Consider the following 26460-nt stretch of genomic DNA (forward strand, 5'->3'; position numbering starts at 1 on the left):
TTCACCGAGGTGCGGTAGAGCAACGTCAAAGAAGCTTGACACTATGTCAAGCAGAGCTTACCTTTGTGATGTCAAGTTTTCTTTACATCGAGGGGTGGGCGATGTCGTACGAGGAGAAGGGTGTGTGGGTGTCCCTGGTGGTCGGCGTGCTGGTCTACCTGGGGTACATGGTGGTCGTTCTGGGTCGCATGGGGGACGGGCCGGTGGCCGAGGTGGCGTACGTGGCGCCCATGTTGTGGTCCATCGGGATCTCCGTTGGGCTGGCCGTGGTCGGTCGGATCGTGGTGGAGATCGCGAGGCCCAGTGAGAGGCAGCGGGCCGACGCGCGGGACCGCGACATCAACCGGTTCGGTGACCACGTGGCGGGCGGTGTGCTCGGCGTCGGCATGGTGCTGCCGTTCGGGTTGGCGCTGGCCGAGGCGCCGCACTTCTGGATCGCCAACGCGATCTACGCGGTGTTCAGCGTCTGGGCCGTGTTCGGTGCGGCGGTCAAGTTGGTCGCGTACCGCCGGGGGTTCTGAGTGGGCAAGCCGACCAGGATCACCAACTCGATCCGCGCACTCCGCTTCGCGCACGGCGAGATGACGCAGGCCGAACTGGCCCGCCGCCTCGACGTCACGCGCCAGACCGTCATCGCCATCGAGCAGGGCCGCTACTCGCCCTCGCTGGAGATGGCGTTCCAGATCGCCCGGGTGTTCAAGGTGCCGCTCGGCGACGTGTTCCAGTACCCGGAGGACGACTGATGAGAGCGATCACCCAGGACGCGTACGGCGTCCCCGAGGAAGTGCTGCGACTGCGGGACGTGGCCAAGCCGGAAGTCGGCGACGGTGAGGTGCTGGTACGGGTCCGGGGCGCCGCCGTGTCCGGCTCGGACTGGCACATCCTGCGCGGCCTGCCCTACGCCGCACGGTCGGTGGTCGGGGTGCGGCGACCGCGCAACACCGTGCCCGGCCTGGAGATGGCCGGCACGGTGGAGGCGGTCGGCCCGGGCGTGACGGGCACCCGGGTCGGTGACGAGGTGTTCGGGTGGTGCTCCGGCGCGTTCTGCGAGTACGTCGCCGTGCCCGAGGGCCAGGTGACGGCGAAGCCCGCCAATCTCACGGCGGTAGAGGCGGCGGCCGTGCCGATCGCCGGGTTCACCGCGTTGCAGGCGGTGCGCGACGCGGCACGGGTCCGCGCCGGGCAGAAGGTGCTGGTGCTGGGCGCTTCCGGCTGTGTCGGCACGTACGCCGTGCAGCTCGCGAAGCACTACGGCGCCGAGGTGACCGGTGTGTGCAGTGCGGCGAAGGCGGACCTGGTCACGGGGCTCGGCGCGGACCACGTGCTCGACTACGCGGCCGGGCCGTTGACCGCGAGCGGGTTCGACGTGGTGATCGACCTCTACGGCAACCCGCCGCTGCGCACCCTCAAGCGGCTGCTGAAGCAGGGTGGGACGGTCGTGCTCGCCGGCGGTACGGGCGGGCGGTGGTTGATGGGCACGGACCGGTGGATCCGCGGGCTGGTCGCGGCGCCGTTTCTCGGCATCAAGGTGCGCCCGCTCGTGCACAAGGACCGCTTGGACGACCTCGTGCGGCTGCGCGAGCTGATCGAGGCGGGCGCGGTCCGTCCGGCGCTGGACCGCACGTACCCCCTGGACGAGGCCGCCGCCGCGATCGAGGACGTGCGGCGTGGCCGGGTGCGCGGCCACGCCGTCGTCACGCCCTAGTCACCACCCCGAAGGCGCGGGCGGCGGAACGACCGCCGGGCGGTCGTCGCACGTGATCGTGTTCGGCAGCAGCCACGGCGCCAGCCAGCCGTCGTTGCCACCCCGGTCGGTGAGCGCGAACTCCGAGCCGGTGGCGGGGAAGTGGAACGAACCGCAGTTGTTCACCGGCACCGCGCCGACGTTGCGGGCGTCCACGTTCTCGAACGTCGCCGACCCGGCCGAGCGCGCGCTCACCACCGACGTGCCCGTCCCGTCCACCCGGACGTCCTTGAAGTGCACGTTGGTGATCGAGTGCAGGTCTTTCACCGACCACTCGCTCACCAGCATGATCGCGTTGTACGTGTTGTCCAGGAAGTGGTTGCCCACCACCCGCACGTCCGCGTCGATGTCCCGCTCCAGCGCGTAGAACCAGATCGCGCCCAGCCCGATGTTCCAGTTCAGCTCGTGCGTGCCCGCCCGGACGGTGGTGTTGTCGGTGATCAGGACCTGCCCGGTGAACGGCTGCGCGCCGAACCGCGACCCGAGCTGGATGCCGCTGCCCTCCCGCACCGGGTCGGCGACCAGGTTGCCGACCAGGGCGTTGTCCGTGCCGCCGTACAGCGCGATGCCGTTGGCCAGCACGGGTGACTGCACGGTGTTGCGCTCGAACCGGTTGCCCGCGTTCTGCTGGTGCTCCGACCACATGGCCAGGCCGTCGTCACCGGTGTTGCGGATGAAGTTGTTGCGCACCAACGAGTTCGTCACGCCGGTGTGGAAGTTCAGCGCGTCGGCGACCTGGTCGACGATGATGTTGTCGGTGACCGACACGTTCGACATCGGACCGTCGAACCACAGGCCGACCTTGGTGTGGTGCAGGTACAGGTCGCGCACGGTGGAGTCGCTGAGGGCGCCGCCGATCCCGTTGACCTGGTCGGTGTCGATGCGCTCGCGCACGTCGCCCTCGATCGCGAACCCGCGCAGGTGGACGTCGCGACTGCCGCCTTCGGCCGCGGGCTTGCCGTAGAAGCCGACTCCGGTGTGGACGGAGCCGTCCGGCGCGGGGGTCGGCAGGGTGACCTCGCGGCCCTTGACCGCGGTGTGCCAGTTGCCCGCGCCCTCGACGGTCACGTCGTCCACGACGATGTGGCGGTTGACCTGGAACGTGCCCGGCGGCAGGTAGACCGGCAGCCGGTGGCGCCTGGCGAACGCGATCGCGCGGTCGAAGGCGTCGGCCGAGTCGCGCCCGCCGGTCGGATCGGCGCCGAACAGCAGCACGCTGGCCGCGAACGGGTTGACGTGCGGCGGCGCCACGAGCTCGGTGTCCAGCAGGTCGATCACGGTCCACGCGGCGTTCGTGCCGGTGGGGGCGGTGAGGCGGATCCGGTCGCCGGCGCGGTGCGTCTTGCCGAGCTTGAGTCGCTGCTCGTCGTAGAAGTGGCTGGGGCGGAACGGCTTCGTGATGACAGGGGTGGGCGTGGTCTGGGACGGCACGCACGCGCACTCGGTGATCCACCAGTCCGGGTGCAGCAGGTCGGCGCTCGGGTCGTTGGTGAAGGGGTACTGGTTGTAGAGCCACGCGTACTGCGAGGTGAGCGTCATGGTCCGGCGGTGCTTGCCGTTCACCGTGACGTCCAGCGGTGCGGTGATGCCGCCGCCGGTCGGCGCGTCCGGGATGCTGTAGCGGACGGTGATCGCGTTGGCGGCCTTCGGCAGGGTGAACTCGACGTGCTCGCCGGGTGCGAGCCGGACCGCCGCGCGGCCGGACGCCTCGGACGGCAGCGTGTAGGCCGTGCGGTCGGGGCCGATGACCGTGCCGGTGGTGGTCGCGTTCTCCGCTTCCTGTTCGACGAACGCGACGTCCGCGCCCCGGCCCGCGACGAGCGCGGGGTCCAGCGCGGCCCGGGTGACGACGGGGGCGGGTGCGGCGTCGGCCGCGGGCACCGCGATCCCTGCGGCGATCACCGCCACGACGACGCCGAACCTGGCAGGCATCCGCAACATCGAGGACTCGTTTCTCTCAAGGCCGGGGGAGGCGACTTTAGGCAGCCTGTGGCCTCGCTCACAAGGGATTGTTGGAGAGTTGCGAGAAATTGTCGCCTGCTTGCGCTACCTGAACGGCAACTTGCGACCGCTTGCCGAAGGTTGCGCCGTGGTCGACCGCATCGGGATCATCGCCGCGGGGGGAACACATGACCATCGAAGTGCACCCGTTCGACCCGGCGCGGGCCGCTGATGCCGATTTCGACGACTACCACCGCGTGCTGTCCGCCGCGCACCCCGTGGACAAGCCGGAGCTCCCGGCGATCACGCGGAAGGCCGTGGTCGGCACGCTGCGCAGGCCGATCCCGGAGTTCGGCCCCGTCCGGCACTGGTTCGCGCGGGTGGCGGCGAGGTCGTCGGCGTCGCGTTCGCGTCCCTGCCGGAGAACGACAACGCCCACCTCGTGCTCGCCGACATGACAGTCCACCCCGACCACCGGCGGCGAGGCGTCGGCACGACCCTTCTCGACGCCGTGCGCGCGGACGTCCGCGACCCCGGGCGCACCACGATCGAGGGGTTCCAGCTGCCCGCGGGTCGGTCAGGCGAGAAGTGGGCCACCGCCCTCGGGTTCCGCGTCACCTACGCCACCGTGATGCAGGCCCTGGTGGTGGCCGACGTCGACCTCACCCGCTGGGACGTCGCCACGCCCGCCGGATACCGCGTCGTGCACTGGGTCGGAGCCGCGCCGGCGGAGCTGGTCGAGTCCTACGCCCGCGCCCGCCGCGCGATCCAGGACGCGCCGCTCGGCGACACCGGCTACCAGTCGCCCGCGCGGACGGCCGACCAGGTGCGCGCCGAGGAGGCGCAGCTGCGCGACCAGGGCGTGGAGCAGCGGGTCGCGGTCGCGGTGCACGAGGAAACCGGTGAGGTCGCCGGGATGTCCGAGCTGTACGTCACACCCCAACGACCGCGCTGGGGCAGCCAGCGCGACACCGCCGTGCGCGCCGAGCACCGGGGACGCGGCCTCGGCACCGTGGTCAAGGCACACCTCTACCGGCGCCTGCTCGCCGACCGCCCCGACGTCGAGCGCATCCACACCGGCACCGGCGCGACCAACACGCACATGCGCCGGGTCAACGAAGCCTTCGGCTTCACCACCGTCAGCGAGATGGTCAACGTCAGCCGCGCGCTCGACCCAGCTCCGCCAGCACCCCGTCGGTGAACGCGGGCCACGCCGCCACGGCCCACTCGCCGAACCGCCGATCGGTCAGGGCCACGCACGCGACACCGGCCTCCGGGTCGACCCACAGGAACGTGCCGCTCTGCCCGAAGTGCCCGAACGTGCGCGGCGAGCTGGCGGCACCCGTCCAGTGCGGCGACTTCCCGGCCCGGATCTCGAACCCGAGCCCCCAGTCGTTGTCCTTCTGCAGCCCGAACCCCGGCAGCACACCGCGCAGCCCCGGGAACGCCACCGTCGTCGCCTCCGCCACCAGCCCGGCGGACACCAGCTTCGGCGCCTGCACCTCCGCCGCGAACCGCACCAGGTCGGACACCGTGGACTCCGCGCCCGCGCCCGCCGAGCCGGTCAACTCCGACGACGTCATGCCCAGCGGCTCGAACACCGCCTCCGCCAGGTACCGGGCGAACGGGATGCCGCTCGCCGCCTCCACGTGGTCCGCGAGCACCTGGAAGCCTGTGTTGGAGTAGATCCGCTTGGTCCCCGGCGCGGCCTGGACGTCGGCCGAGTCGAACGCCAACCCGGACGTGTGCGCGATCAGGTGCCGCACCGTCGACCCCTCGGGCCCGGCGGGCTCGTCCCACTCGACCGCGCCCTCCTCCACCGCCACCAGCACCGCGTACGACGTCAGCAGCTTGGTCACCGACGCCAGCGGGAACCGGTGGTCGACCGGTCCGTGCGCGCCCAGCACCCGGCCCCGCGCGTCGACCACGGCCGTCGCCGCGGTGTCCACCGGCCACGACGACACCGCCTGCAAGCTCTCCAAGGTCTCCAAGCTCTCCATGCCGCAGACTTTGCCACGTGTCACCACGAGAGCTGGTCGTGCTCGGCACCTCGAGCCAGGTGCCGACCCGCGCCCGCAACCACAACGGTTACCTGCTGCGCTGGGACGCCGAGGGCTTCCTGTTCGACCCGGGTGACGGCACGCAGCGGCAGATGGTGCGCGCGGGCGTGGCGGCCACCGACGTCACCAGGCTGTTCATCACCCACTTCCACGGTGACCACTGCCTCGGCGTGCCGGGTGTCGTGCAGCGGATGTCCCTCGACCGCGTGCCGCACACCGTGCACGCGCACTTCCCGGCCGAGGGCGCGGAGTACTTCGAGCGGCTGCGGCACGCCAGCTCGTTCCACGACGTGGCGGACGTGCGGGCGGAGCCGGTGGTCGCGCCGGGCGTGATCGCCGAGGGACCGTTCGGCCGGCTGGAAGCACGACGGCTCGACCACACCCTGCCCGCCTACGGCTACCGCCTGGTCGAGCCGGACGGCCGGACCATGGTCCCCGAGCTGCTGGCCGCCCGCGGCATCCGCGGCCGGGCGATCCGCGAGCTGCGCCCGCCGTTGCTGGACGAGGTCAGCGTGCCGCGCCGGGGCCAGCGGTTCGCGTTCGTCATGGACACGCGGCTGTGCGACGGCGTGTTCGAGCTCGCCGATGGTGCGGACCTGCTGGTCATCGAGTCGACGTACCTGCACGTGGACGAGGCGCTGGCCGTGGAGTACGGCCACCTGACCGCCCGCCAGGCGGCGGAGGTCGCGGCCGAGTGCGGCGTGCGCAAGCTCGTCCTGACCCACTTCTCGCAGCGCTACACCGATCCCCGCCTGTTCCACGACGAGGCCGCCGAGGTGTTCTCCGGCGAGATCGTGGTCGCCTCGGACCTGGACCGGGTGGGCGTGCCGAAGCGCCGGTCCGACGCCCGCGCCTGATCCCGCCGCGCGGGAGAGGACCGGCGTCGGGGCGGGCCGTGACCGCGATGCCGATCAGCAGCCGGGCCGGCTCGTCGTGAGCCGGTGCAACAGGGTCGGCGGACAAAGCCCGAGGCCGCCGACGTGTTCTCGGGCGAGATCGTGGTCGCCTCGGACCTGGACCGCGTGCCGCCACCCCGCCGGCGGGCTCGACCCCCCGGTTTTGTCGGTCCCCGTCAGTAGAATTACGACAAGGGTTCCCCTTGGCGGGGACCCTTGCTCGGCGTTGGGGGTTCGGCCGGGGCGTCTCCCCGCTCGGCCTCCCACTGGGAGCGGGCCAGGGTGTCGAGGTCCGAGGAGGTCGGGTGCCAGCCCAGGGCGCGCAGGCGGGTGGTGTCGGCGCGCAGTTCGCGCACCTCGCCGGGGTGCGCAGGCCGCCGCACGACCGGCACCGGGAGGCCGGTCACCCGGGCCACCGAGTCGAGGACGTCGGCCACGCCGGCCGGTGTCGCGCCGACGTTGAGCACCGCGTACCCCTCCACCTCGCACTCCACCGCCGTCACGAAAGCCCGTGCCACGTCGCGCACGTGCACGAAGTCCCGCACCGCCGACCCGTCCCCGAACACCTCCATCGGCGGCAGCCGCCCGGCCGCCGCGCCGCACGCCCGCGTGATCAGCCGCGTGTCGTCCACGTCCCCACCGCCCGCGACGTTGAACAGGCGCAACGCCACCCCGGTCACCCCACCCGCCGCGGCGGCCCACGACAGGACGTCCTCCGCGGCGGCTTTCGAGGCCGCATAAGGGTTCGCCGGGGCACGCGGGCAGTCCTCGGTGATCGTCGCGACACCGGGCGACCCGTACACGCCGGCCGTCGACGCCAGCACGAACCGCGGCGGCGGCGAGCGGAGCAGGTTGACCGTGCCGCCCACGTTCACGTCGTAGTACCGCACCGGCTCGCCGAACGACTCGCGCACCCGCCCGAGCCCCGCCAGGTGCACGACCGCGTCCACCGGCCCGTCGAACGACCCGACCCGGACATCACCCGAAAAGGGGATGGGGGTGTGGCCTGCCGCGGCCAGTTCCGCGAACACCACCCGCCCGACGTACCCGGTTGACCCGGTGACCACAACGCGCATGGACACATCCCAGCACGTCCACGGCCTGGTCCACGCTTTTGAACTCGGTGCAAATTCACCCTAAAGGTCGGGACCGGTGGGGCCGATACAACCCAAGTGAGTTACCCGCATCCAGCCATGCACACGAGCATCGAGGGCGTTCTCGCCGAGTACGCCGTGCACGAGGCCAAGCGGCAGAGGTTCCTGGAGACCGCCGCCGCCATCGTGGCCGCCGCACCGCCGTCGGTGGACGACACGCTGCTGGGCCTGCTGCTCCCGTTCCCCAAGGCCCGGGGTCCGCGTGCCTTCCTCAACCGGGTTGACCAGGTCCTTCGCGACGCCGCTCGATGATCTCGCGAGGCCGCCCCTGATCCCATCGGCAAGTTTCATCCGGTCGTTGCCGGACCGTGCTAGGCCGATCCCGTCGCCTGCCTCTACAGTGCGTGACACCCGGCGCTCGCCGGTTGTCTCGTCTGCTTCTCATAAAGCGAGTTCTCGGCGATGGATGACGTCCTTTCCGCGCTTCAAGCGCGCCTCGGCACCCTGTTCGGCGACCGGTTGGTCGTGCTCGCGGGCGGCACTCGGCTGAGTAGTCGCGCCGGCGAGCTGCACCAGCTCGGTGCCCGCCATACGCTCGTGCTGTCGACGGACGACCACGCGCCGCTGCACGACTCGGACGTGGCCCGCTGGGTGCCGCTCGGCATCGCGGGCGGCTTCGTCGCGGTCGAGCAGAACCGGCTCACCAAGCTGCTCACCTCGCCCAACCGCAAGGTCCGCGCGGTGCTGGAGGAGTTCGACCCGCGCGGCGAGGCGCTGGTGATCAGCACCCCGTACGTGCACACGCGGGAGTTCGCGGGCCGTCCCGTGCTCAACGCCCGCCGCCCCGACTGGGTGGAGCTGGAGAACAAGACGACGATCGACGGCCTGTGGGACGAGCTGTCCGCGCCCCGCGCGCCCGCCGTCGTGCTCGGCCTCGACTTCGACGGCCTGTGGGAGGCGACCCAGCGCCTCGACCGCGGCGCGGGCGTGGTCTGGTCCGGCGACGGCCCGGCGATCAACGGCGGCGCGAACTTCGTCCGCCGCGTCCGCGACCGGCAGGAGGCGCGGGACGCGTTCGACGTGCTCGCGGCCAAGTGCGACTTCGTCCGGGTGATGCCGTTCCTGGAAGGCATCCCGGTGAGCGTGCACGGGATCGTGTTCCCGGACGGCACCGCCGTACTGCGGCCGATCGAGATGGTCGTGCCGCGCCGCGCGGGCCAGGCCCGGTTCCTGTACGCGGGCTGCGCGTCCTACTACGACCCGCCCGCGCGGATCCGCGAGGAGATGCGCAACCTGGCCCGCCGGGTCGGCGAACGGCTGCGCGAGACCGTCGACTACCGCGGCACGTTCACCCTCGACGGCATCGCCACCGCCGACGGCTTCCTGCCCACCGAGATCAACACCCGCTACGGCGGCGCGATGGTGTGCTTCGAGGACGCCCTGCCGCAGCTGCCGCTGGCGCTGGTGCAGGTCGCCCTGGTCGCCGGGCACGACCTCGGCGTCTCGTCCATCGAGTTCGAGGAGCTGCTGGTCTCCGCCGCGGACGACTACCGGCACGGCTCGGTCGGCGCGAACGTGCGCGCGGTCCACCCGACCGAGGTGGTGGAACGCTCGATCGTGTTCACCGAGTGGTCGTGCCGGTTCGCGCACCCCGAGGAGACGCCGCACGGCGTGCTGCGGCTGCGGCCGTCACCGCTGGGCGCGCGGCTGGAGCTGGACTTCTACGCCGACCAGCTGCCGCTCGGCCGCCCGGTCGTGGCGCTGACGGTGGCCGCGTTCGCCCTGGCCGACCAGGAGTGGGGCACCGCGCTCGGCCCGCTGGAGCCCGCGGTGCCCGTCGCCGACGACGAGGCCGCTGCCGCGGTCGTGGAACCGACCGCGGTCACGGCGTGATCGTGACGCCTGCCTAGCCGTTGGAAGGACACGAGTCCCCATACGCTGTTCCTTCATATGCGGCTAGGTAGGCGTACCGGTAGCCCATCAGCTGCAAGGTCACGTCCGGCGGCTGGTTGGGCGGGTAGGCGTTGGCGCGGTAGGCGCGCAGGAGCTCCGTGTTGCACTGCGCGGTGGCGCGCAGCAGCGCCGGGGTGACCGGCGTGCCGCACACGAGGTGCAGCGCGACCCGTGCGGCCAGCGCGAGCAGCCGCGGTGAGCGGTCGGCGGACGACAAGTCCTCCGCCACGGCCACCACGTGCTGCGGCACGACCTCGGGCACCGCGATGGCCAACGCCATCGAGCACGCCACCTCCGCGCCCGCCAGCGCCTCGAACACCTTGGGCGCGCCCTTCGCCACCTCGTACCGGGTCTGCGTGATCCAGTCCGGCGGTCGGCGGGGCAGCTCGCGGCCGAGCGCGTTCCACCGGCGGCGGGTGCGCTTGCCGTCGTCGGTGAAGCCCGCGCTCGCCAGCGCCATCGCGGCCAGCAGGAAGATCACCCGATCGCGGCTGTCCGCGGGCACCCGGTAGCTCGCGCCCACCTCCACCAGGAAGGGCACGGCCCACGCGCTCGCCTCGGACACCGTGTCGTCGACCAGCAGCCGGTCGGCCAGGCCCTGGCAGGCGACCTCCCGCGTCACGCGCTCGCCGTGCACCACCCGGCGCATCAGCTCTTCCACGCCTGCCCCGTGGGCCAGCACCGACCAGGGCATGTCCTCCAGTCCACGCAACGGATCCGGCCGTTGCCACGCAGGTGGGAGCTCCATGGCGCGCAACGTACGCGATCACGGCCGGCGGTACCGGCGGCATCACTCACCTGAGGGCGGTGCGCGCACTCACCGTACGATCACCCGGTGCGCGGACCCACCTTCAAAGTCGTCGACCTGTTCTCCGGCGCCGGTGGCATGAGCCTCGGCTTCCAGGCGCACCGGGACTTCACCATCGTGGGTGCCGCCGACGCGCAGATCGGCAAGCCGTCGTCCCGGCTGGGGTCGTTGCGGTGCAACGGGATCTACCGGGACAACATCGGGGTCGACCCGTTGCAGGTGGACCTGGGCCGGCTCGACCCCGCCGTGCTGCGGCAGGTGTGGAACCTCCGGCGCGGCGAGCTGGACGTGCTGGTGGCGTGCCCGCCGTGCTCGGGCTTCACCCGGATCGCGCCCGCCAACCACCTGCGTGACGACCCGCGCAACTCGCTGGTCGGCCGGGTCGCCGCGTACGTGGCCGAGTTCCGGCCGCGCGTGCTGGTGCTGGAGAACGCGCGCGAGCTGGTGAAGGGCAAGCAGCGGCATCACCTGGACGGGTTGGCCGAGCAGCTGCTGGAGATCGGGTACGAAGTGGACGCCGGCACCCACATGCTGTCGCGCTTCGGGCTGCCGCAGTTGCGCGAGCGCGCGATGGTGGTGGCGGTGGACTCGGGCGTGCCGCTGCGCACGCTGGAGGACCTGTGGCAGGGCTGGGAGGTGCGGCCGGGCGCGGTGACCGTGCGGCGGGCGATCGGCAAGCTGCCGCCGGTGGAGGCGGGCGAGGCGCACCCGGAGGACGAGATGCACGTGTCGCCGTCGTTCCGCCGCGACCGCTCGCTGGACCGGATGCGCGCCATCCCGGCCGACGGCGGGTCGTGGGGCGACCTGGTCGGCTCGTCCGCGGAACTGCTGCTGAACCCGGCCCAGCGCAAGATCATCGAAGAGGGCAAGTGGGGTTCTCACCCGGACGTGTACGGCCGGATGTGGTGGGACGAGCCGGCGCGCACGATCAAGCGGGAGTGCGGGCACGTCGGCAACGGGCGTTACGCGCACCCCGAGCAGCACCGGTTGTGCACGGTGCGGGAGATGGCGCTGCTGCAGGGCTTCCCGCGCCGGTTCCGGTTCGACGTGTCGGTGATCGGCAACGCCTACCGGCACCTGGGCGACGCCGTGCCGCCGCTGATCTCGTTCCAGCTCGCGGCGCTGGTGAAGTGGATGCTGACCGGCCAGCCGCCGACCGCGCGGGACCTGTGCCTGCCGGGCACGTCGCTGCGGGTCGGCGACATCCGCCCGGTCACGCCGTCCGCCCTGGTGGCGTAGATCACCGTTTGGCAACGGTGTGGCGTCGAAAGCAGGTCGGCGCGGATTACGTGCATTCCACTGTGGACCATCTGAGCTGCGGGAATGCCGGCGGAGGCGGGTAGCGGTGTCCGTTTCGCGGTCCGTCGAAACAGTACCCCGCGGTCTGTCCTCGACGGGCCGTCGAATATGCTTGATCATCCATTGTGGATGGACGGACTCTGTTGTCGCTGCTCGCAGGCGGTTCTGCCGACAGTGTCGACCATTCTCGATCGGATAAACGCAATCGGCTAATGTTCGGCTGATTCCTGTCGTTTCGGTGTCGGAGCGCTCTGCCAAGTAGCTCCCCGAGCGACACGGACCGCCGCCTTGAACCACCAACGGGCTACCCTCGTGAGCCTCAAGGAGACAAATGGCTTCCCGGTCGACTCTCCAGCGCCTCGGCGCTGCGATCCTCGGTGCCGGCCTCGTCGTGATGACGGCCCTCCCCGCGTCCGCCGCCGACAAGCCGAAGGTCGAGCCCTACAAGGGTGCGAACGAGCCCGGCATGGGCATCTACCTGGAGCGTGACGGCGAGCTCCTGGACGGCAACGCGGACGAAGAGGGCAAGCAGGCGTTCAACGCCAGCCTCATCGGTCTGAAGCTGCACGAAGGCGGCGAGGACCAGACCGCCCAGGCGTACTGCGTCGAGCTGCCGACCCCGCTGGAGGACGGCAAGCCGCTGGAAGAGGTGCCGTGGGGCGAGCACCCCAACCCGGGCACCAAGTTCAAGGAGAACGCCGCCAAGGTCAACTGGGTGCTGCAGAACAGCTACCCGGCGGTGGACGCGGTGGACGCGTTCGAGCTGTACGGCCTGGACCCGAAGAACGAGGAGAAGAAGCGCAGCATCCTGATCGCCGGCACCCAGGCGGCCGTGTGGCACTTCAGTGACGGGATCGACCTGCGCAAGGACGACTCCACCGCCGAGACCGAGGACGTCTACGGCGGCACGGTCGACGAGCTGGTCTACAAGGTCTACGAGTACCTGACCACCAAGGCCGTGGACCTGGCCGAGCCCAAGCCGACCCTGTCCATCGAGCCGGGCGAGCTGGAGGGCAAGGCGGGCGGGAAGATCGGCCCGTTCGTCATCTCCACCACGGCCACCGGCTTCGTCCTGACCGCCGAGCTGCCCGCGGGCGTCACCATCGTGGACGCCGAGGGCAAGCCGCTGCTGGTGGCCGACGAGGACTCCCGCAGCGCCGCCGCGACGTCGAACGTCGCCGAGGTGTGGGTGAAGGTCGACCAGCTCGCCGTGCCCGGCGAGGTCGAGTTCACCGTCTCGGCCAGCGCCGAGCTGCGCAGCGGCCGGCTGTTCGTGTCCAGCGACCGCAACCAGAAGACGCAGTCGCTGATCATCGCCAAGTCGGAGAACTTCCCGGTCAATGCGAAGGCTAAGGCCAAGTGGCTCGCGGCCGCCGTCGAGACCACCACGACCGAGGCCACCACGACCACCGTGCCGACGACCACCACGACCGAGGCGCCGACGACCACCACGACCACGGACGTGGCCGCGGGCGGCGGTGAAGGCGAACTGGCCGACACCGGTGCGTCCATCTTCGTGCCGCTGCTGATCGGCCTCGGCCTGCTCGGTGCGGGTGCGGGCGCGCTGCTGTTCCTGCGTCGCAAGCGCACTGCCTGATCACGCTGACCGACCGCAACGGCCCCTCGGGACTCCTCCCGGGGGGCCGTTGCGGTGTGCGGGCGGTGTGCGGTGCCCGGCGGTACGGTTTGCCGCTGGGGGCGTGAGGTCGATTCGGGTAGCCTGCTTCAGGAGTGCGAAGGAGCACGATGAACTTCGACGAGATCAAGAACAAGGCGTCCGAGGTGCTCGAGCAGCACCACGAGCAGGTCGATGCGGGCATCGACCGGGCCGCCGAGTTCGTCGCAGGCAGGTTCGGCCACGAAGAGCAGGTCAAATCGGTGGCCGAGAAGGCCAAGGACATCCTTCCGGGTGGAGAGTGAACTCGTTCAACACGGCTGAGCGGGGGAACCCGTCGTCCGGGGAGACCCGCTCCGCCGCCGCGCAGATGGTGACCTGGCAGGGCTACGACGTGCCCCGGCTGGAGCAGGTGCGCTTCCTGCTCTCGGAGCGCAAGCTCCGCGCCTCGGGCCGTTTGGTGACCGCCGGTCCGGCCGAGCAGTTCAGCGGGTCGTTCGAGGTGTCGGTCGGCGAGACCGGTGCCGTCACCCGGCTGCTGCTGCGGACCGCCACGGTGTCGGAGGAGCGGCAGATCTCGGTCAGCCGTTCGTCGGAGGGCATCTGGCTGGTCGACTACGGCCAGGGCGCCGAGCGGGCGGACTTCGACGGCGCGGTGGACGTGGACGTGCAGTTCGCGGTCCTGTTCAACGCCATCCCGATCCGCCGGCTCAACCTCCAGCAGGAGGAGGGCGAGCACGAGATCCCGGTCGTCTACGTGACCCTGCCGGACCTGTCGGTCCAACTGGTCCGCCAGCGCTACCGCACGGTCTCGATCAGCGAGGACCGCTCGGTCGTCTCCTTCACGCACGGCGAGTTCGAACAGGACATCACCGTCGACCGGACCGGCCTGGTGGTCGACTACCCCCGCATCGCCTACCGGATCTGACCCCCGAACAACGCGAAACCCGGGCGCCCGTCGTCCGGCGGGATCCTGCCCAGGTCCACTTCCTCGGCCTAGCGGCCTCGGCTGTGGCCAAGCCTATCGGCCGACCATCGGTCCGACCTGGGGATCTCATCATCAGATCGGGCGAGCAATCGTTTGCCTGCCGTGCGAGCGCGCAACGATCGTTCGGTGAGCACACACGTCTTCGTGGACGAGTCGCGTCGGTCGAGCTACCTCTTGGTGGCCGCGTTCGTCGAAACCGGTCGACTGCCCGCGATCCGAACGATGATGCGGCGTCTGCGCGTGGCCGGTGAGCGGCGGCTGCATTTCAAGAGCGAGAGCGACACCGTCCGCAAGGACGTGATCGGGCGCCTGACCGGCGCCGGCTTCCGCAGTCGGATCTACCTGGGCCGAGGGCCGTCCGAAGCCGTTCGACAAGTGTGCCTGGCGAGGCTGGTGACCGATCTGGTCGAGGAGCGCGTCATGCGGGTGGTGCTCGACGGACGGGGTCCGGTCGAAGACCGCATCGACCGGCGCGTCATCACCCGTTCACTGCGGGAGTGCGGCGTGCCGGATGACTCGATCTTCTATGAGCACTTGAACTCGCACGGTGACCCGGCGTTGTGGGTGCCGGATGCGATCGCGTGGTGCTACGGAGCCGGCGGCGAATGGCGCAGGCGCGTGGCACCCTTGGTTGAAGCGGTCATTGACATCGGCGTCGTCACCAGGCGCCAACAGTTGCGCTGAAAAGCGCGAAGCCCTGGCTCCCGCCGTCCGACGGGCCTACCAGGGCTCACTTCCTCGGTCGAGCGACCTCGGCTGTGGCCAAGCTTAGCAAGGCACGCCACGATCGCGCTGTCGCTCGATCAGGCGATCTCACACGCGGACGGCGATGGCCATGCCCTGGCCGACGCCCACGCAGGCCGCCGCCACGCCCAGGCCGCCGCCGCGGGCGCGCAAGTGCCGGCACACGTCCACGATCACGCGCGGGAACGAGGCGCCGAGCGGGTGACCGTAGGCGATCGCGCCGCCGTGCACGTTGACCTTCTCCCGCTCCACCTCGGGCAGGTGGTGCAGCACCGACAGGGCCATCGCCGCGAACGCCTCGTTGATCTCCCACAGGTCCACCTGCGTCGACTCGATCTTCAGCCGCGCCAGCAGCTTCCGGATCGCCGACACCGGGGCCAGCGTGAACCGCTGCGGGTCCTCCGCCGTCACGGCCGAGCCGAGGAACTCACCCAGGGGCGTGATCCCCAGCGAGGACGCCACCTCCTCCGACCCCATCAGCACCGCCGCCGCGCCGTCGTTCAACGGCGACGAGTTGCCCGCCGTCACCGGCCCGCTCTCCGAGAACGCCGACTTCAGCTTCCCCAGCTTGTCCGCCGACGTCTCCGGCCGCACGGACTCGTCCCGCCGCACCGGTGCACCGTCCCGCAACTGCACGGGGAACGCGAACCCGTCGTGCACACCGGCGTCCCAAGCGGCCGACGCGCGCCGGTGCGACCGCAGCGCGAACAGGTCCATCTGCTCCCGCGTGATCCCCAACTCCACCGCGACGTCCTCCGCCGCACGCCCCAGCGGCACGGTCCACTCGGGCTTCATCCGCGGGTTCACCAGCCGCCACCCGAGCGCCGTCGACACCGATTCCAACCGGTCGGCGAACGGCCGGTCCGACCGCGGGACCACGAACGGCGCCCGCGTCATCCCCTCGACACCACCGGCGACCAGCAGCGACGCGTCCCCGAGCGCCAACGCCCGCGCGGCCTGCACGATCGCCTCACCACCGGACGCGCACAGCCGGTTGATCGCCACCCCCGGCACCGACGTCGGCAGCCCGGCCAGCAGCGCGGCCATCCGCCCGATGTTCCGGTTCTCCTCGCCCGCGCCGTTGGTGTTGCCCAGCAGCACGTCGTCGATCGACGCGGGGTCCAGCCCGGGGTGCCGCCGCAGCAGTTCCACGATGGGCAGCGCGGCCAGGTCGTCCACCCGCACGCCGGACAGCCCACCGCGGTAGCGGCCGAACGGGGTGCGGGCGGCGTCGAGGATGAGGGGGCGCGACATGCGCCCCATCCTCTCACCGGCCGACGAAGAACGGGATGTAAGCCGAGGTGGGGCGGGTCTCACCGGACGTGCCGAACAGCCGCACCTCGATCATGTGCGGCCCGAGGGACAGGTCACCGGTGCTCAGCGCGAACCGGTACTTCCCGGCGACACCCGGCCCGCCGGACGCGGTCGGCACCACGGCCACCCGCTCGTCGTCCACCCGCACGCTGAACCCGGCCAACCCGGCCAGCGCCTCACCCGGCTGCCCTTCCAGCACCAGGTCGAACACCATCCGCCCGCGCTGCACCGCCGCACCCTCGGGCACGGTCCGGCCGCTCGCGTCGAGCACCGTGCCGCTCGCCCGCGCCAACTCCCGCTCCCGCCCGGTCAGCGGCTGCGTCTCGCGCCGGGGCGGCGCACCCGAGTACGACCCGGTCAGCTCCAGGTCGACGTGCGTCGCCTGCACCCGCAGCGCGGTCACCAGCGTGACGGCCAGCGCACCCGACGCGCCGACCCGCAACGCCTCCGCCGGCAGGTCCGCGACCACCGGGTACGCCACCCCGGGCCGCCACGGCGCACCGGCCAGCGCGGGTCGCACCGGCACCACGACCCCGGCCACCGACAGGGTGAACGACGGCGCCTCCGCCGCCGTGTCGCTGTGCAGCAAGGCCATCCGGAGCAGGCCACCGGTCACGTCCGGCAGCGGTTCCAGCCCGTGGGCGGAAGGAGCGGACACCGCCGCCGTGACGTCGACCGCCGGCGCCGGGACCCACGCCGGTGGCGAAGCGTCCGCCGCGTCGAACGCGATCAGGCTGATCGCCGCGCGCTGCCCGGTCGGCCCGGCCACGGACACCAGCGCCGTCGCCTCGCGCCACGAGGGCACCACCGGGCTGGTCGCGACCACGTGCCCGTCGAGCAGCACCCGGACGCCGTCGCGCCGCAGCACCAGCTCCCACCGGTGGCTGATCCCGGTCTCCAACGCGGGCACCCCGCGCACCACCGTCGTCGGCGTCCCGGCCGGCACCACCACCTGCACGGACGTCGCACCGGCACCGGTCGCCACCCGCAGCCGCACCGCGTCCGGCGGCAACGCGTCACCGCTGACCAGCGACACCGGCCCCGGCACGAGGTCCAGCACCAGCTCGCCGTCACCGCCGGGCGCGTCGGTGTCCACCACGAACCGGCCCAGGTCGTCGCCGTCCCGCAGCACGAACGGCGTGCGCGACCGCACCGTCGCCGGAGCCGCTGCGCAGTTGCTGCTGAGCACCAGTCGCCGCCCGTCGTCGTCCTGCCCCGGCGTGGCGCGGGCGCAGTTGCCCCGTGACGCCAACCGCCACCGGGTCGGGTCGGGCGCGTCGGGCTGGTCGAACCGGTCTTCGAGGGCGTAGTCGCCGGAGGGGAGTGCGTGCGGCGTGCCGGTGGCCTTCGCGGGCGCCGACCGCTGCCCGAACGCGTCCACGGCGTACACCTCGACCTCGTAGCTGCGCTCGTCCTCGAGGCCGTCGAGCTGGGTGACCGGCTCGGTGATCAACCGGGAGCGGTCGAGCCTGCCGGGGTCGCCCCACCGGACCTCGTAGCCGGGCGCGTCACCGGTCCACCGCAGCTGCAACCGCCGCGGCCCGGACGACACGGTCAGCGCGCGGGGCGCCTCGGGCGGGGGACCGGCTGTCGGCACGAGCACGCCTTCGGCGGCGAACGGCGCCAGCGACGTGGGCGGCGGTGCGGACACGCTGGTCGCGGTGACGGGCTCGCCGAGGCCCGTCGTGCGCAACACCGTGATCACCCCGGCGAACAGCACCACACCCGCGGCGATCAGGGCGATCCGGCGACGTTCCATTGAGTCACGTTAGGTCGCGCGGTGACGCCGGTCACCACGTCGTTGCGCACCCGAGACCAAGAAGGACTACAACGGCCGGATCTCGAACGGCTGCTCGTACGACTGCACGACCAGCCGTTCGTCCACCGGGAGCACCCGCACGTCCAGCCGGTGCCGCCCGCCGGGCAGCCCGGCGAGGTCGATGAGGAACTCGTGCCGCCCGCCGGCCGAGCCGTTCGTGGGCAGCACGACGATCCGCTCACCGTCGAGATCCACTTCGACGCCCTTCACGGCGGCGACATCGCGCGCCCGCGAGTCCGCCAACTCGACCGCCAGCCGCAGCTTGCCCCCGCTCGGGAGCCGGGGCGTCCCCGAGTCGTCCGCGGCCTCGTGCACGACGGAAACCGCTGGTCTGGACACCAGCGGGTCGGGCAGCGCGCGGTTGACGAGCCGGGGCAGCCGGTGGCGCGCGTCCTGGCTGTCCGCGATCACCAGGTGCGCGGAGTAGGCGGTGAGGCCGCCGTCCGAGCGCAGCGCGACCTTGGGATTCGAGTCGGGTGCCGGCAGCGGGAAGTCGGCGTAGACGACGGACGGGCTGGACCGGTCGAGGCCGCGGTCGGGCGGCATGAACACCGCCGGCGCGGACCGCGTGCCCAGCTCGACGGTGATCGGCGCGGTGCGCTCGGCGACCACGGACGCCACGACGCGCACCGAGGACGCGCCCGCCAGCTGCGAGTTGGCCACGTTGCCCAGCGACACCAGGCCGTTGTCGTTGGCGCTCGGGCCGAGCGGCGCCACGGACCCCGGTGCGGGCGTGCCCGGAACACCGCCGATGCCGAACGTGTCCAGGTGGGTGCCGCGGGCGTTGCGGAACACCAGGCGTGCCCGCGCGGACGTCCACGGCAGCTCCACCTCCGCCATGGCCACCTTCACCCCGTCCCGCAGCGCCACCACGGCGCCGGGGATCAGGCGCAGCTCCCAGCGGTGGCGGACGCCCGACGTCGGCGGGGGGTAGGTGCCGCCCAGCTCGGTCGGCGACGTGACGCCACCCAGCACGAACTGCGTGCCGAAGGGCGTGATGCGCAGGACCACGGCACCAGGCGGGAACGGTTCCTCCAGGTGGCCGACGTCGTGCACCGGTTCGGGGAGCAGGGCGATCAGCACCGAGCTGTCCTCGGGCTGCGCGCCGACCGGGCCGTCCGTGGTGAGCGAGACGCGGGCGATCGCGCCGTCCGGTGCGGGCACGCCGAACCGCAGCGGCACGTTGGACTGCAGGTCGACGCGGTCGCAGTCGATCTCCAGCCGCTTGCCGTTGAGCGAGCGCAGGCACAGGCAGTCGGTGTTGCCGCGGTCGAAGACCCGCCACCGGCGCGGGTTGAGCGCCTCCGGGCCGTCGAACACGTCGAGGGGTGACACCAGGCCGTCGAGCCACGTGTCGTCGTAGGCCAGTCGCGGCACGGCCCGGGCGGTGGCGGGGTCGGACCGGTTGCCCATCGCGTCGAGGGCGCGCACCTCGACCTGCACGTCGGCGTTGGCGTCGAGGTCGGTCAGCTCGGTCTCGGTGCCGCGGACCAGGCGCGTCCGGCCGTTCCAGCGCACTTCGAAGCCGCCGTGGCCGATGCCGTCCGTGGCCGTCCAGGACGCGCGCAGGCTGGTGCGGTCCAACCCGGTCAGCCGCAGGTCGGTGGGCGCGGTGAGGCGTTGGGTGTCGGGGACGTACTCGACCTTCTCGTCCAGGAACCGCTCGAAGGCCTGCGGTGGCGGGGGAGCGGATTCGTTGCGCAGGACCACCACCGCCGCGCCCAGGAGCACGAGGCCCCCCAAGGCGGCGATGAGTCTGCGACGCTCCACCGAAGCACTCTATGGGGTGAGTGCGAGCGCGGTTGTGCCGTTCAGCGCAACGACCCGTCCTCCGCGTGACCCCAGGTCGCGCAGCGCCCGCCGGGCGTCCGGGGCGGTGAGGTCGACGGTCAGGTCGGTCAGGGTCGGCTTGTCGACCAGCGCGAGGCGGGCGGCGTGACCCGCGTCGATGGTCTTGGCCAGGCCGCCGGTCGAGGCGAGCGAGCCGCGGGCCGCGCCCAGCCGGCCGAGCGCGTCGTCCACGGCGTCGAGCAGCGCGCCGCGGTTGCCCTCGCACATCGCGCGGACCAGCTCGGGGCGGCTGCCCGCGACGCGCGTGCCGTCGCCGAACGAGCCCGCGGCCAGGGACAGGGCGAGCGGTCCGCCGTCCGCGCCGACGCTGGCCAGCACGGCGGCGAGCAGGTGCGGCAGGTGGGAGATGCGGGCCACCGCGGCGTCGTGCTCCGCGGCGGTGGTGGGCACGACGTGGGCTTTCGCGGCGAGGGCCAGCTCGATGACGTCGGTGAGGACGTCGAGGTCGGCGTCGTCCTCGGCGGTGACGACCCACGCGGCGTCGTGGAACAGGTCGGCGCGGCCCGCGGACCAGCCGGAGGCGGAGGTGCCCGCCATGGGGTGGCCGCCGACGTACCGGGCGTGCGGCGCGACCCGGCGGACCAGGTCGGCGACCGGGCCCTTGACGCTGACGACGTCGGTGAGCCGGACGCCCTCGGGCAGGGCGCGGAGCACTTCTTCCACAGCCGGCAGCGGAACCGCCACGACGACGAGCGCATCGTGTACGCGCGCGCGTTCGAGTGCCTCGGCGAGGTCGACCACGTCGTGGCCGTCCCGCGCGGCGGCCTCCGCGTCGGCTGTCGAAGCGGTCGCGCCCCAGGTCACGCGCCCGGCGGCGGCTGCCGCGCGCAACACCGAACCACCGATCAACCCGAGCCCGACCACGCAGACGCTTCGCACGGCGCCCATCCTGCCGGCGAGGGCCGCGAGCCCCCTACTCGTCCACAGGACAGGAGTTGTCCACAGATCCGCGAACGCCCCCCGCCACCTCCGCCGACCGGCGGCAGGGTCGAGGCATGGACGACACCACAGCCCCGACCCCGCTTCGGCTCACCGCAGGGCGTCCAACGCGAACGCGGTGTAGACGACGACCCCGTGCTCCATGGCTGCTTCGTCGAAGAGCACCCGGTTCGAGTGGTTCGGCTCCGCCCGGTCCAGCTCGACCCCGCGCGGGCAGGCGCCCAGGAAGGAGATCGCGCCCGGTACCCGTTGCAGCACGTACGAGAAGTCCTCGGCGCCCATCAGCGGGTCGTCCATGGGTGCCGCCCAGCGGGAGCCGAGGGCCGCCGCGGTGATGTCGATGACGTGCGGGCCGACCACGTCGTCGTTCACCGTGACCGGGTAGCCGGGGACGATCTCCACCTCGGCCGTGCAGCCGTGCGCGGCGGCCACGTGCGTGACGACCTGCTGGAGTTCGCGGTGCACCAGGGCCCTGGTGTCCTCCGAGAGCGTCCGGATGGTGCCCTCGACCAGGGCGGTCTCCGGGATGATGTTGGTCGTCGTGCCCGCGACGAGGCGGCCGATGGTGATCACGGCCGGCTGGTGCACGCTGACCCGCCTGGCGACCATCGTCTGCAGCGCGCCGACCATGGCGGCGGCGGGCGGCACGGGGTCGATCGCGTCGTGCGGCATGCCGCCGTGCCCGCCGCGGCCCTTGACGGTGATGTGGAAGGTGTCCGCCGAGGCCATCGTCGGCCCGGGGCGGCTGACGACGACTCCCGACTGGAGCGTGGAGGTGATGTGCAGGGCGAAGGCCTTCTCCACCGGTGTGCCCGCCGCGTCGAGCACGCCCTCGTCGAGCATGTGGCGTGCGCCGTGCTGGCCCTCCTCGCCGGGCTGGAACATGAACACGACCTGGCCGGCCAGCGCGTCGCGGCGTGAGGAGAGCAGGCGTGCGGCGGAGGCGAGCATGGCGACGTGCGTGTCGTGGCCGCAGGCGTGCATGGAACCGTCGATCTCGGAGGCGTAGGCCAGGCCTGTTTCCTCCTGGAGCGGCAGCGCGTCCATGTCGCCGCGCAGCAGGACGGTCGGTCCCGGCTTGCCGCCGCGCAGCACCGCGGTGACCGAGCTGCTGGACGTGCCGGTGGTCACCTCGACCGGCAGGCCGGACAGCGCGTGCTGGATCGCGGCCTGGGTCGCGGGCAGGTCCAAGCCCTGCTCCGGGTGCCGGTGCACCTGCCGTCGCAACGCCACTGTCCTGGGCTGAAGGGCTCGGGCGGCCTCGACCAGCCCGGTGAACCGGGGCTCGGGGCCGGCCGTCTGTGCGTTCGGCAGAGTTGTGCTCATCCCTCGATAGTGGCATCGCCGCGCCCCCCGTGCCCGTGGCCGAGCCCCCCGTGCTACCGGGTGCTTGGGCGTGGCCCTACGGTGTGCACATGGCACACCAGGAGCCGGTCAACGGCTTCGCTGTCGCGGTTGTCCGTGAGGACGGCCGGTGGCGGTGCAGCAAGATGGACAGCTCGGCGTTGTCCGAGCTCGACGCGGCGATCACGGAACTGCGCCAACTGCGCTCGACGGGTGCCGTGTTCGGGCTGCTGGCGGTGGACGACGAGTTCTTCATCGTCCTGCGCCCGGTGCCCGGCGGGGTGTCCCTCCTGCTGTCCGACGCCGCGGCGGCGCTGGACTACGACATCGCCGCCGACGTCCTCGACCTGCTCCGGGTCGACCCGCCGGACGAGGAGGACGACGAGCTCTGGCCCGAGGGCGACCTCGCCGTGCTCGCCGACCTCGGCATGCCGCAGCACGAGCTGCAGGTGATCGTGGACGAGGTCGACCTGTACCCGGACGAGCAGTTGCAGATGATCGCGCAGCGCTGCGGTTTCGGCGACGAGTTCACCAAGCTGCTGGACAGCCTCCAGGCGTGACGGGCGTGGTCGCGTGATCAGCCAGGCGTCCGACGAGGCGATGGTCGAAGCGGCCCTGCTGGTCGCCGCCGAGGCTCCCACGACGGGCGACATCCCGATCGGCGCGGTCGTCTACGGCCCGGACGGCGCCGTGCTGGCGCGCGCCTGCAACGCCCGGGAGGCCCTCGGTGACCCGACCGCGCACGCCGAGGTCCTGGCGCTGCGCGCCGCCGCCGCGGTCCACGGCGACGGCTGGCGCCTCACCGGCTGCACGCTGGCGGTGACCGTCGAGCCGTGCACGATGTGCGCGGGCGCCCTGGTCCTGGCCCGCGTCGACCGCGTGGTCTTCGGCTGCTGGGAACCCCGCACCGGCGCAGTCGGCTCCCTCTGGGACGTGGTCCGCGACCGCCGCCTCAACCACCGCCCGGAAGTGGTCGGCGGCGTGCTGGCCGAGCGGTGCGCGGCACTGCTGGAGTCGTTCTTCGCCGACCTGTGAGCCTCGGACGCTCTGACCAGCGCAGATGCCAGCGGCCACCCCCTGTTGGGACATAGCGCGCCGGTCTTGTATTGTTCTCGGCGGTGGCGTGTCCGAGCGGCCGAAGGAGCACGCCTCGAAAGCGTGTGAGGTTAACGCCTCCGTGGGTTCAAATCCCACCGCCACCGCTGCGCAGAGCCCCGCTCACCGACTCAGGTGAGCGGGGCTTCGCCGTTCGCGGGCCGCTATACCGGTCGCTGGACGAAGTCGACCTCGCGGTTCAGCCAGGCCCAGACCAGCTCGCGGCGATCCGGGGCCATGCTGTCGATCGCGTCGGCGAGCCACCCGGGCAGCTCCGCACCCATCTCCCTCCGCTGGGCGAGCATTACCAGAGCCGACCCGTAGGCACGGGATTTGAGGTTATAGCGCTGCAGGTGGAACTGGCTTCCCGCTGCTTCGATGCCGATGAGCATCAACCGAACGAGCGTCCAGCCGGCGTCGCTGGGAAATTCCTCGACCAGTAGCTCGCCTTCGGCGCCGGGCGTCTGGTCGATGACGCTGGTGGCCGAAACCCAGGGAGGTGCGCCCAACTGATCGATGAACCCGCCGAGCCAGTCCAGTTCATCCTCGGTCACCGGGAAGTTCTCCCGCGTGTCCAAGTCGGCCATCAGCAGTTGGATCGGTATGAAGGACCCCCAGTCCACCCAGCCGCCCGGCAGATACTTGTAGAGCTTGTCCTGGAAGAGCGTATCGAGCGGGAACCCAATTGTCGACGGGCCGCTGGTGACGAGTTCCTCGAGCGATATCAAACCCTGCCTCCACGCGGCGAACCATATTGTCGGGTGCTGCTCGCCGAGTATTGCTGCGGAATGTTTCGAGAATAGCAACCTCCGGAGCGCCGCCCACTTGTCCGGATCGTTCGGGTCGATTTCGGAGTGGGGATTTCCGGTCAACATCCTGTGCAAATCAATTATAACTTCGCGGGCGACCTCGCGGTCGGTTGTCCGGTCCGATTGCAGTGCCCTTTCGAGTGCGGTCGAGATCCCGTTCTCGACTGCTTGCTGAAGTTCGGGAAGAGGAGAGAAGTTTTCCAAGATGATGGTTCGGTGCTCAGCCGAGAATCGAACGAGGGACTCGGCGAACGCTTGGCCGATCCGGGTGGCGAGCGGCACCGGGGCGTGGATGAACCCGAGACACCGCAGGGCGAAGCTCGTGACGTTGCGGCGTGAGACCGCGCTCCGGAATCGTTTCGCGTCGAGGAGGGTGGTGAGGATCCTGGCGGCGCCGTCGCGGGAGTGCTTGTTCGAGATCTGCACGGTCAGTTCCGCGACCACCTCCCACTCGGCCGCCGCGACGCGGGGCAGGATGGCCTTGGCGACCGCTTCCGGGCCGTCGTGCCGCCGCGTCAGCTCGTAGGCCGCGAAGTACTCCATGAACGTGCGGTGCATGAACGCGAACAAGGTCTCGCCCTCGGCGGTCGTGCCCACGTCGGTGAGCACCCACCCCCGGCCGCGGCAGAAGTCGATGAACTGCCGAGCCGCTTGCTCCGCCTCGACCCTGGAGTGGAAAGCCGGTTCCAGGAAGGTCACGGCCTCCCGGACGAGTTCGCTTTCCGTCACGCCCGAGGTGGCGGCCTCGTCGGTGAACATCCAGTAGGCCAACTGCTTGATCGCGCCGTCCACGTAGGCGCTGGCTTTCAGCTCCACGTAGATCTGTCGGCTGCTGTCCCACTTCTCGAACAGCAGCTTGGCGCAGTGCTCGTACATCTCCGGCCGGTTGCGCGGGATCCAGTTCTGGCCCCGGTAGATGATGCACATCAGGGCGAGCATGAGCGGGTTCTTCCGCAGCTCGTGGACGGCCGCGCTCTCCTGGACGAACGATTCGGCGAGCGCACGGGCCCGCTGTTCATCGGTCCTGTCGACGTGGACGAACCAGTTGCCCACGTACTTCGCGACGTTGTCGTCGGAGAACTCGGCCAGTTCGTAGACGTCGAACACGTCCGGGTCCATCGCGGCTTCCTCGTAGCCGATCCGCCGGGACGTCACGAGGACCTTGGTCAGCGGGTACCGCGCGCAGAACAACTCGACCCGGTTGGTGATCTCACGCCGCCTCGACGTGTCGAGGAGCTCGTCGAGACCGTCGAAGACGACCAGGGCCCGCCCGGACAACAGCAGCCCTTCGACCACGGCGGGCGGAGCCGGGCACTGGTAGTGCGACGCGAGCCGGAACTCGATGTAGTCGAGGACGGACTGCTCGTTGTCCACGAAGTTGCGCAGCACGACGACGAAGGGCACCAACCCGTCCGCCTCGTTCGCCGACTGCCACGCGAACAAGTTGCTGATCGTCGACTTGCCCCCGCCCGGATCGCCGAGCAGCACCGACCGGTCGATCGCTTGGCGCAGGCTGGTCGCATCGCCCACCGGGCTCTCGTGATCGCGGGCGGCGATCCGAGGTGACACGAACAGGGACCCGATGGGCACCTTCCGCTTCCGCTCGAAGTCCGGCGGCTCGATGTACCCGTGCGCGGTGTTGATCTGGTTCCGGTAATCGGCCTGCCAGTCGAGGGCGGCGGCTGCCTCCGCCAGGGTTTCGGTGCGCTTCAGGTGGGCGTTGTGCCGTCTGATGCTGTCGGCGCCCGTGCTCAGCAGCGCGACGGCGGCGCCCTGACGGATTTCCGCCAGTCCCTTGCCCTGTTCGCCCTCGAGCGTGCCGACCAGGTCCCGCACGACCCGGTCCAGCTCGTCGAAGAGGACCCCGCCGAACTCCATCATCTTGTCGCCGTCTGCTTGCGGGAACTCCAGGCGGGTCGCGAGCTGGACGTTCTCCCGCACGCCTCGGACCGTCTGCTCGGACATCCCCGTGAGCCTGGCCGCGACCAACTCGTGCAGGAGCCCTTGGAAGGTCAACCCGCCCAGGACGGCCTTCACCTGCGCCAGCGAGATCCCGGTCGACAGCTCCGGCAGGACGACGCTCAGGCGCAGTCGGCCGGCGAAGTCGTGACCGGCGAGCCGCTTGATGACCTCGGCGTTCGCGGTGT

25 protein-coding genes and 1 tRNA gene are annotated in these 26460 nt (G+C 71.4%); 16 read left to right on the forward strand and 10 right to left on the reverse strand.

The features are described from left to right. Positions 1-101 precede the first annotated feature (101 nt). From B0I31_RS17200 to B0I31_RS17210, 3 genes are read left to right on the forward strand one after another with little or no spacing between them, the layout of a single operon-like run. Positions 102-521 carry a hypothetical protein gene (locus B0I31_RS17200; RefSeq protein ID WP_106616380.1) on the forward strand — a complete coding sequence of 140 codons (420 nt, stop codon included), beginning with the start codon at positions 102-104 and terminating at the stop codon, positions 519-521. Next, complete coding sequence (locus B0I31_RS17205; protein WP_106616381.1) at positions 522-743, forward strand: helix-turn-helix transcriptional regulator; 222 nt, start codon at positions 522-524, stop codon at positions 741-743. It abuts the gene before it with no gap. Beyond that, positions 743-1705: an NAD(P)-dependent alcohol dehydrogenase gene (locus tag B0I31_RS17210; protein ID WP_106616382.1), complete on the forward strand. Its 963-nt coding sequence runs from the start codon at positions 743-745 to the stop codon at positions 1703-1705. The genes B0I31_RS17205 and B0I31_RS17210 overlap by 1 nt, the downstream gene beginning before the upstream one ends. Here B0I31_RS17210 and B0I31_RS17215 read toward each other — a convergent pair whose 3' ends face one another. Then, on the reverse strand, positions 1706-3685 hold the full coding sequence (locus tag B0I31_RS17215) for a glycosyl hydrolase family 28-related protein (protein WP_106616383.1): 1980 nt from the start codon (positions 3683-3685) through the stop codon (positions 1706-1708). A 188-nt stretch (positions 3686-3873) separates the two neighbouring features. Here B0I31_RS17215 and B0I31_RS17220 point away from each other — a divergent pair, with 188 nt between their 5' ends. Both B0I31_RS17220 and B0I31_RS17225 read left to right on the forward strand, forming a co-directional pair. Then, positions 3874-4143, forward strand: a complete 270-nt coding sequence (locus B0I31_RS17220) for a hypothetical protein (protein WP_106616384.1) — start codon at positions 3874-3876, stop codon at positions 4141-4143. Then, complete coding sequence (locus B0I31_RS17225) at positions 4101-4886, forward strand: GNAT family N-acetyltransferase (protein WP_245950041.1); 786 nt, start codon at positions 4101-4103, stop codon at positions 4884-4886. Before B0I31_RS17220 ends, B0I31_RS17225 begins: the two co-directional genes overlap by 43 nt. On the opposite strand, the gene B0I31_RS17230 is transcribed toward B0I31_RS17225, so the two are convergent. Then, entirely contained in the window at positions 4843-5685 is an 843-nt protein-coding gene (locus tag B0I31_RS17230; RefSeq protein ID WP_106616386.1) for a serine hydrolase domain-containing protein, read from the reverse strand. The two genes, B0I31_RS17225 and B0I31_RS17230, sit on opposite strands and share 44 nt — an antisense overlap. A 17-nt stretch (positions 5686-5702) precedes the next feature. Here B0I31_RS17230 and B0I31_RS17235 point away from each other — a divergent pair, with 17 nt between their 5' ends. Beyond that, the gene (locus B0I31_RS17235) at positions 5703-6602 is read left to right on the forward strand and encodes a ribonuclease Z (RefSeq protein ID WP_106616387.1); all 900 of its coding nucleotides are present in this window, start codon (positions 5703-5705) and stop codon (positions 6600-6602) included. Positions 6603-6826: 224 nt separating this feature from the next. On the opposite strand, the gene B0I31_RS17240 is transcribed toward B0I31_RS17235, so the two are convergent. Beyond that, entirely contained in the window at positions 6827-7717 is an 891-nt protein-coding gene (locus B0I31_RS17240; RefSeq protein WP_106616578.1) for an NAD-dependent epimerase/dehydratase family protein, read from the reverse strand. A 117-nt stretch (positions 7718-7834) separates the two neighbouring features. On the opposite strand from B0I31_RS17240, the gene B0I31_RS17245 reads away from it, so the two are divergent. Next, positions 7835-8047, forward strand: coding sequence for a hypothetical protein (locus B0I31_RS17245; protein ID WP_073897400.1), 213 nt, complete (start codon positions 7835-7837; stop codon positions 8045-8047). Between the two features lie 150 nt (positions 8048-8197). Then, positions 8198-9628, forward strand: coding sequence for an ATP-grasp domain-containing protein (locus B0I31_RS17250; protein ID WP_106616388.1), 1431 nt, complete (start codon positions 8198-8200; stop codon positions 9626-9628). Between the two features lie 13 nt (positions 9629-9641). Here B0I31_RS17250 and B0I31_RS17255 read toward each other — a convergent pair whose 3' ends face one another. Continuing rightward, positions 9642-10436: a hypothetical protein gene (locus B0I31_RS17255; RefSeq protein ID WP_106616389.1), complete on the reverse strand. Its 795-nt coding sequence runs from the start codon at positions 10434-10436 to the stop codon at positions 9642-9644. Between the two features lie 87 nt (positions 10437-10523). On the opposite strand from B0I31_RS17255, the gene B0I31_RS17260 reads away from it, so the two are divergent. From B0I31_RS17260 to B0I31_RS17280, 5 genes are all read left to right on the forward strand, one after another. Next, the gene (locus tag B0I31_RS17260; RefSeq protein WP_106616390.1) at positions 10524-11735 is read left to right on the forward strand and encodes a DNA cytosine methyltransferase; all 1212 of its coding nucleotides are present in this window, start codon (positions 10524-10526) and stop codon (positions 11733-11735) included. A 391-nt stretch (positions 11736-12126) separates the two neighbouring features. After that, a complete protein-coding gene (locus B0I31_RS17265) occupies positions 12127-13392 on the forward strand; it encodes a thioester domain-containing protein (RefSeq protein ID WP_106616391.1) in 1266 nt (421 codons plus the stop codon). Positions 13393-13541: 149 nt separating this feature from the next. Continuing rightward, positions 13542-13715, forward strand: a complete 174-nt coding sequence (locus B0I31_RS17270; RefSeq protein ID WP_106616392.1) for an antitoxin — start codon at positions 13542-13544, stop codon at positions 13713-13715. After that, positions 13712-14338, forward strand: coding sequence for a putative glycolipid-binding domain-containing protein (locus B0I31_RS17275; protein WP_106616393.1), 627 nt, complete (start codon positions 13712-13714; stop codon positions 14336-14338). The genes B0I31_RS17270 and B0I31_RS17275 overlap by 4 nt, the downstream gene beginning before the upstream one ends. 186 nt (positions 14339-14524) lie before the next feature. Next, entirely contained in the window at positions 14525-15082 is a 558-nt protein-coding gene (locus B0I31_RS17280) for a hypothetical protein (RefSeq protein WP_106616394.1), read from the forward strand. A 129-nt stretch (positions 15083-15211) separates the two neighbouring features. On the opposite strand, the gene B0I31_RS17285 is transcribed toward B0I31_RS17280, so the two are convergent. The 5 genes from B0I31_RS17285 to B0I31_RS17305 all read right to left on the reverse strand — a co-directional run bounded on the left by B0I31_RS17285 (position 15212) and on the right by B0I31_RS17305 (position 22391). After that, positions 15212-16396 carry a thiolase family protein gene (locus B0I31_RS17285; protein ID WP_106616395.1) on the reverse strand — a complete coding sequence of 395 codons (1185 nt, stop codon included), beginning with the start codon at positions 16394-16396 and terminating at the stop codon, positions 15212-15214. A 13-nt stretch (positions 16397-16409) separates the two neighbouring features. Beyond that, positions 16410-18215 carry a fibronectin type III domain-containing protein gene (locus B0I31_RS17290; protein ID WP_106616396.1) on the reverse strand — a complete coding sequence of 602 codons (1806 nt, stop codon included), beginning with the start codon at positions 18213-18215 and terminating at the stop codon, positions 16410-16412. Positions 18216-18281: 66 nt separating this feature from the next. Further along, positions 18282-20045 (reverse strand): fibronectin type III domain-containing protein, encoded by a 1764-nt coding sequence (locus B0I31_RS17295; RefSeq protein ID WP_146173874.1) that lies wholly within the window; start codon positions 20043-20045, stop codon positions 18282-18284. 9 nt (positions 20046-20054) lie between these two features. Next, positions 20055-21005 carry a prephenate dehydrogenase gene (locus tag B0I31_RS17300; protein WP_106616579.1) on the reverse strand — a complete coding sequence of 317 codons (951 nt, stop codon included), beginning with the start codon at positions 21003-21005 and terminating at the stop codon, positions 20055-20057. Positions 21006-21155: 150 nt separating this feature from the next. Then, positions 21156-22391, reverse strand: coding sequence for a M20 metallopeptidase family protein (locus B0I31_RS17305; RefSeq protein WP_106616398.1), 1236 nt, complete (start codon positions 22389-22391; stop codon positions 21156-21158). An 89-nt stretch (positions 22392-22480) separates the two neighbouring features. On the opposite strand from B0I31_RS17305, the gene B0I31_RS17310 reads away from it, so the two are divergent. From B0I31_RS17310 to B0I31_RS17320, 3 genes are all read left to right on the forward strand, one after another. Continuing rightward, positions 22481-22969, forward strand: a complete 489-nt coding sequence (locus tag B0I31_RS17310; protein ID WP_106616399.1) for a tRNA adenosine deaminase-associated protein — start codon at positions 22481-22483, stop codon at positions 22967-22969. Positions 22970-23009: 40 nt separating this feature from the next. Beyond that, positions 23010-23444 carry a nucleoside deaminase gene (locus B0I31_RS17315; protein WP_106616580.1) on the forward strand — a complete coding sequence of 145 codons (435 nt, stop codon included), beginning with the start codon at positions 23010-23012 and terminating at the stop codon, positions 23442-23444. An 82-nt stretch (positions 23445-23526) separates the two neighbouring features. Continuing rightward, positions 23527-23611: transfer RNA gene (locus B0I31_RS17320), tRNA-Ser, on the forward strand. Positions 23612-23668: 57 nt separating this feature from the next. Here the strand turns inward: B0I31_RS17320 and B0I31_RS17325 are convergent. Then, positions 23669-26350, reverse strand: a complete 2682-nt coding sequence (locus tag B0I31_RS17325; RefSeq protein ID WP_219910734.1) for an NACHT domain-containing protein — start codon at positions 26348-26350, stop codon at positions 23669-23671. Between the last annotated feature and the right edge of the window lie 110 nt (positions 26351-26460).

Origin of the sequence: Saccharothrix carnea (assembly GCF_003014735.1) — a bacterium.
Lineage (GTDB): Bacteria > Actinomycetota > Actinomycetes > Mycobacteriales > Pseudonocardiaceae > Actinosynnema > Actinosynnema carneum.

Bases quoted from the DNA above. Each gene is read 5' to 3' on its own strand.
- B0I31_RS17200 (WP_106616380.1), top strand. From the start codon at position 102: ATGTCGTACGAGGAGAAGGGTGTGTGGGTGTCCCTGGTGGTCGGCGTG.
- B0I31_RS17210 (WP_106616382.1), top strand. From the start codon at position 743: ATGAGAGCGATCACCCAGGACGCGTACGGCGTCCCCGAGGAAGTGCTG.
- B0I31_RS17215 (WP_106616383.1), bottom strand. From the start codon at position 3,685: ATGTTGCGGATGCCTGCCAGGTTCGGCGTCGTCGTGGCGGTGATCGCC.
- B0I31_RS17220 (WP_106616384.1), top strand. From the start codon at position 3,874: ATGACCATCGAAGTGCACCCGTTCGACCCGGCGCGGGCCGCTGATGCC.
- B0I31_RS17230 (WP_106616386.1), bottom strand. From the start codon at position 5,685: ATGGAGAGCTTGGAGACCTTGGAGAGCTTGCAGGCGGTGTCGTCGTGG.
- B0I31_RS17240 (WP_106616578.1), bottom strand. From the start codon at position 7,717: ATGCGCGTTGTGGTCACCGGGTCAACCGGGTACGTCGGGCGGGTGGTG.
- B0I31_RS17245 (WP_073897400.1), top strand. From the start codon at position 7,835: ATGCACACGAGCATCGAGGGCGTTCTCGCCGAGTACGCCGTGCACGAG.
- B0I31_RS17250 (WP_106616388.1), top strand. From the start codon at position 8,198: ATGGATGACGTCCTTTCCGCGCTTCAAGCGCGCCTCGGCACCCTGTTC.
- B0I31_RS17255 (WP_106616389.1), bottom strand. From the start codon at position 10,436: ATGGAGCTCCCACCTGCGTGGCAACGGCCGGATCCGTTGCGTGGACTG.
- B0I31_RS17265 (WP_106616391.1), top strand. From the start codon at position 12,127: ATGGCTTCCCGGTCGACTCTCCAGCGCCTCGGCGCTGCGATCCTCGGT.
- B0I31_RS17270 (WP_106616392.1), top strand. From the start codon at position 13,542: ATGAACTTCGACGAGATCAAGAACAAGGCGTCCGAGGTGCTCGAGCAG.
- B0I31_RS17285 (WP_106616395.1), bottom strand. From the start codon at position 16,396: ATGTCGCGCCCCCTCATCCTCGACGCCGCCCGCACCCCGTTCGGCCGC.
- B0I31_RS17290 (WP_106616396.1), bottom strand. From the start codon at position 18,215: ATGGAACGTCGCCGGATCGCCCTGATCGCCGCGGGTGTGGTGCTGTTC.
- B0I31_RS17305 (WP_106616398.1), bottom strand. From the start codon at position 22,391: ATGAGCACAACTCTGCCGAACGCACAGACGGCCGGCCCCGAGCCCCGG.
- B0I31_RS17310 (WP_106616399.1), top strand. From the start codon at position 22,481: ATGGCACACCAGGAGCCGGTCAACGGCTTCGCTGTCGCGGTTGTCCGT.
- B0I31_RS17315 (WP_106616580.1), top strand. From the start codon at position 23,010: ATGGTCGAAGCGGCCCTGCTGGTCGCCGCCGAGGCTCCCACGACGGGC.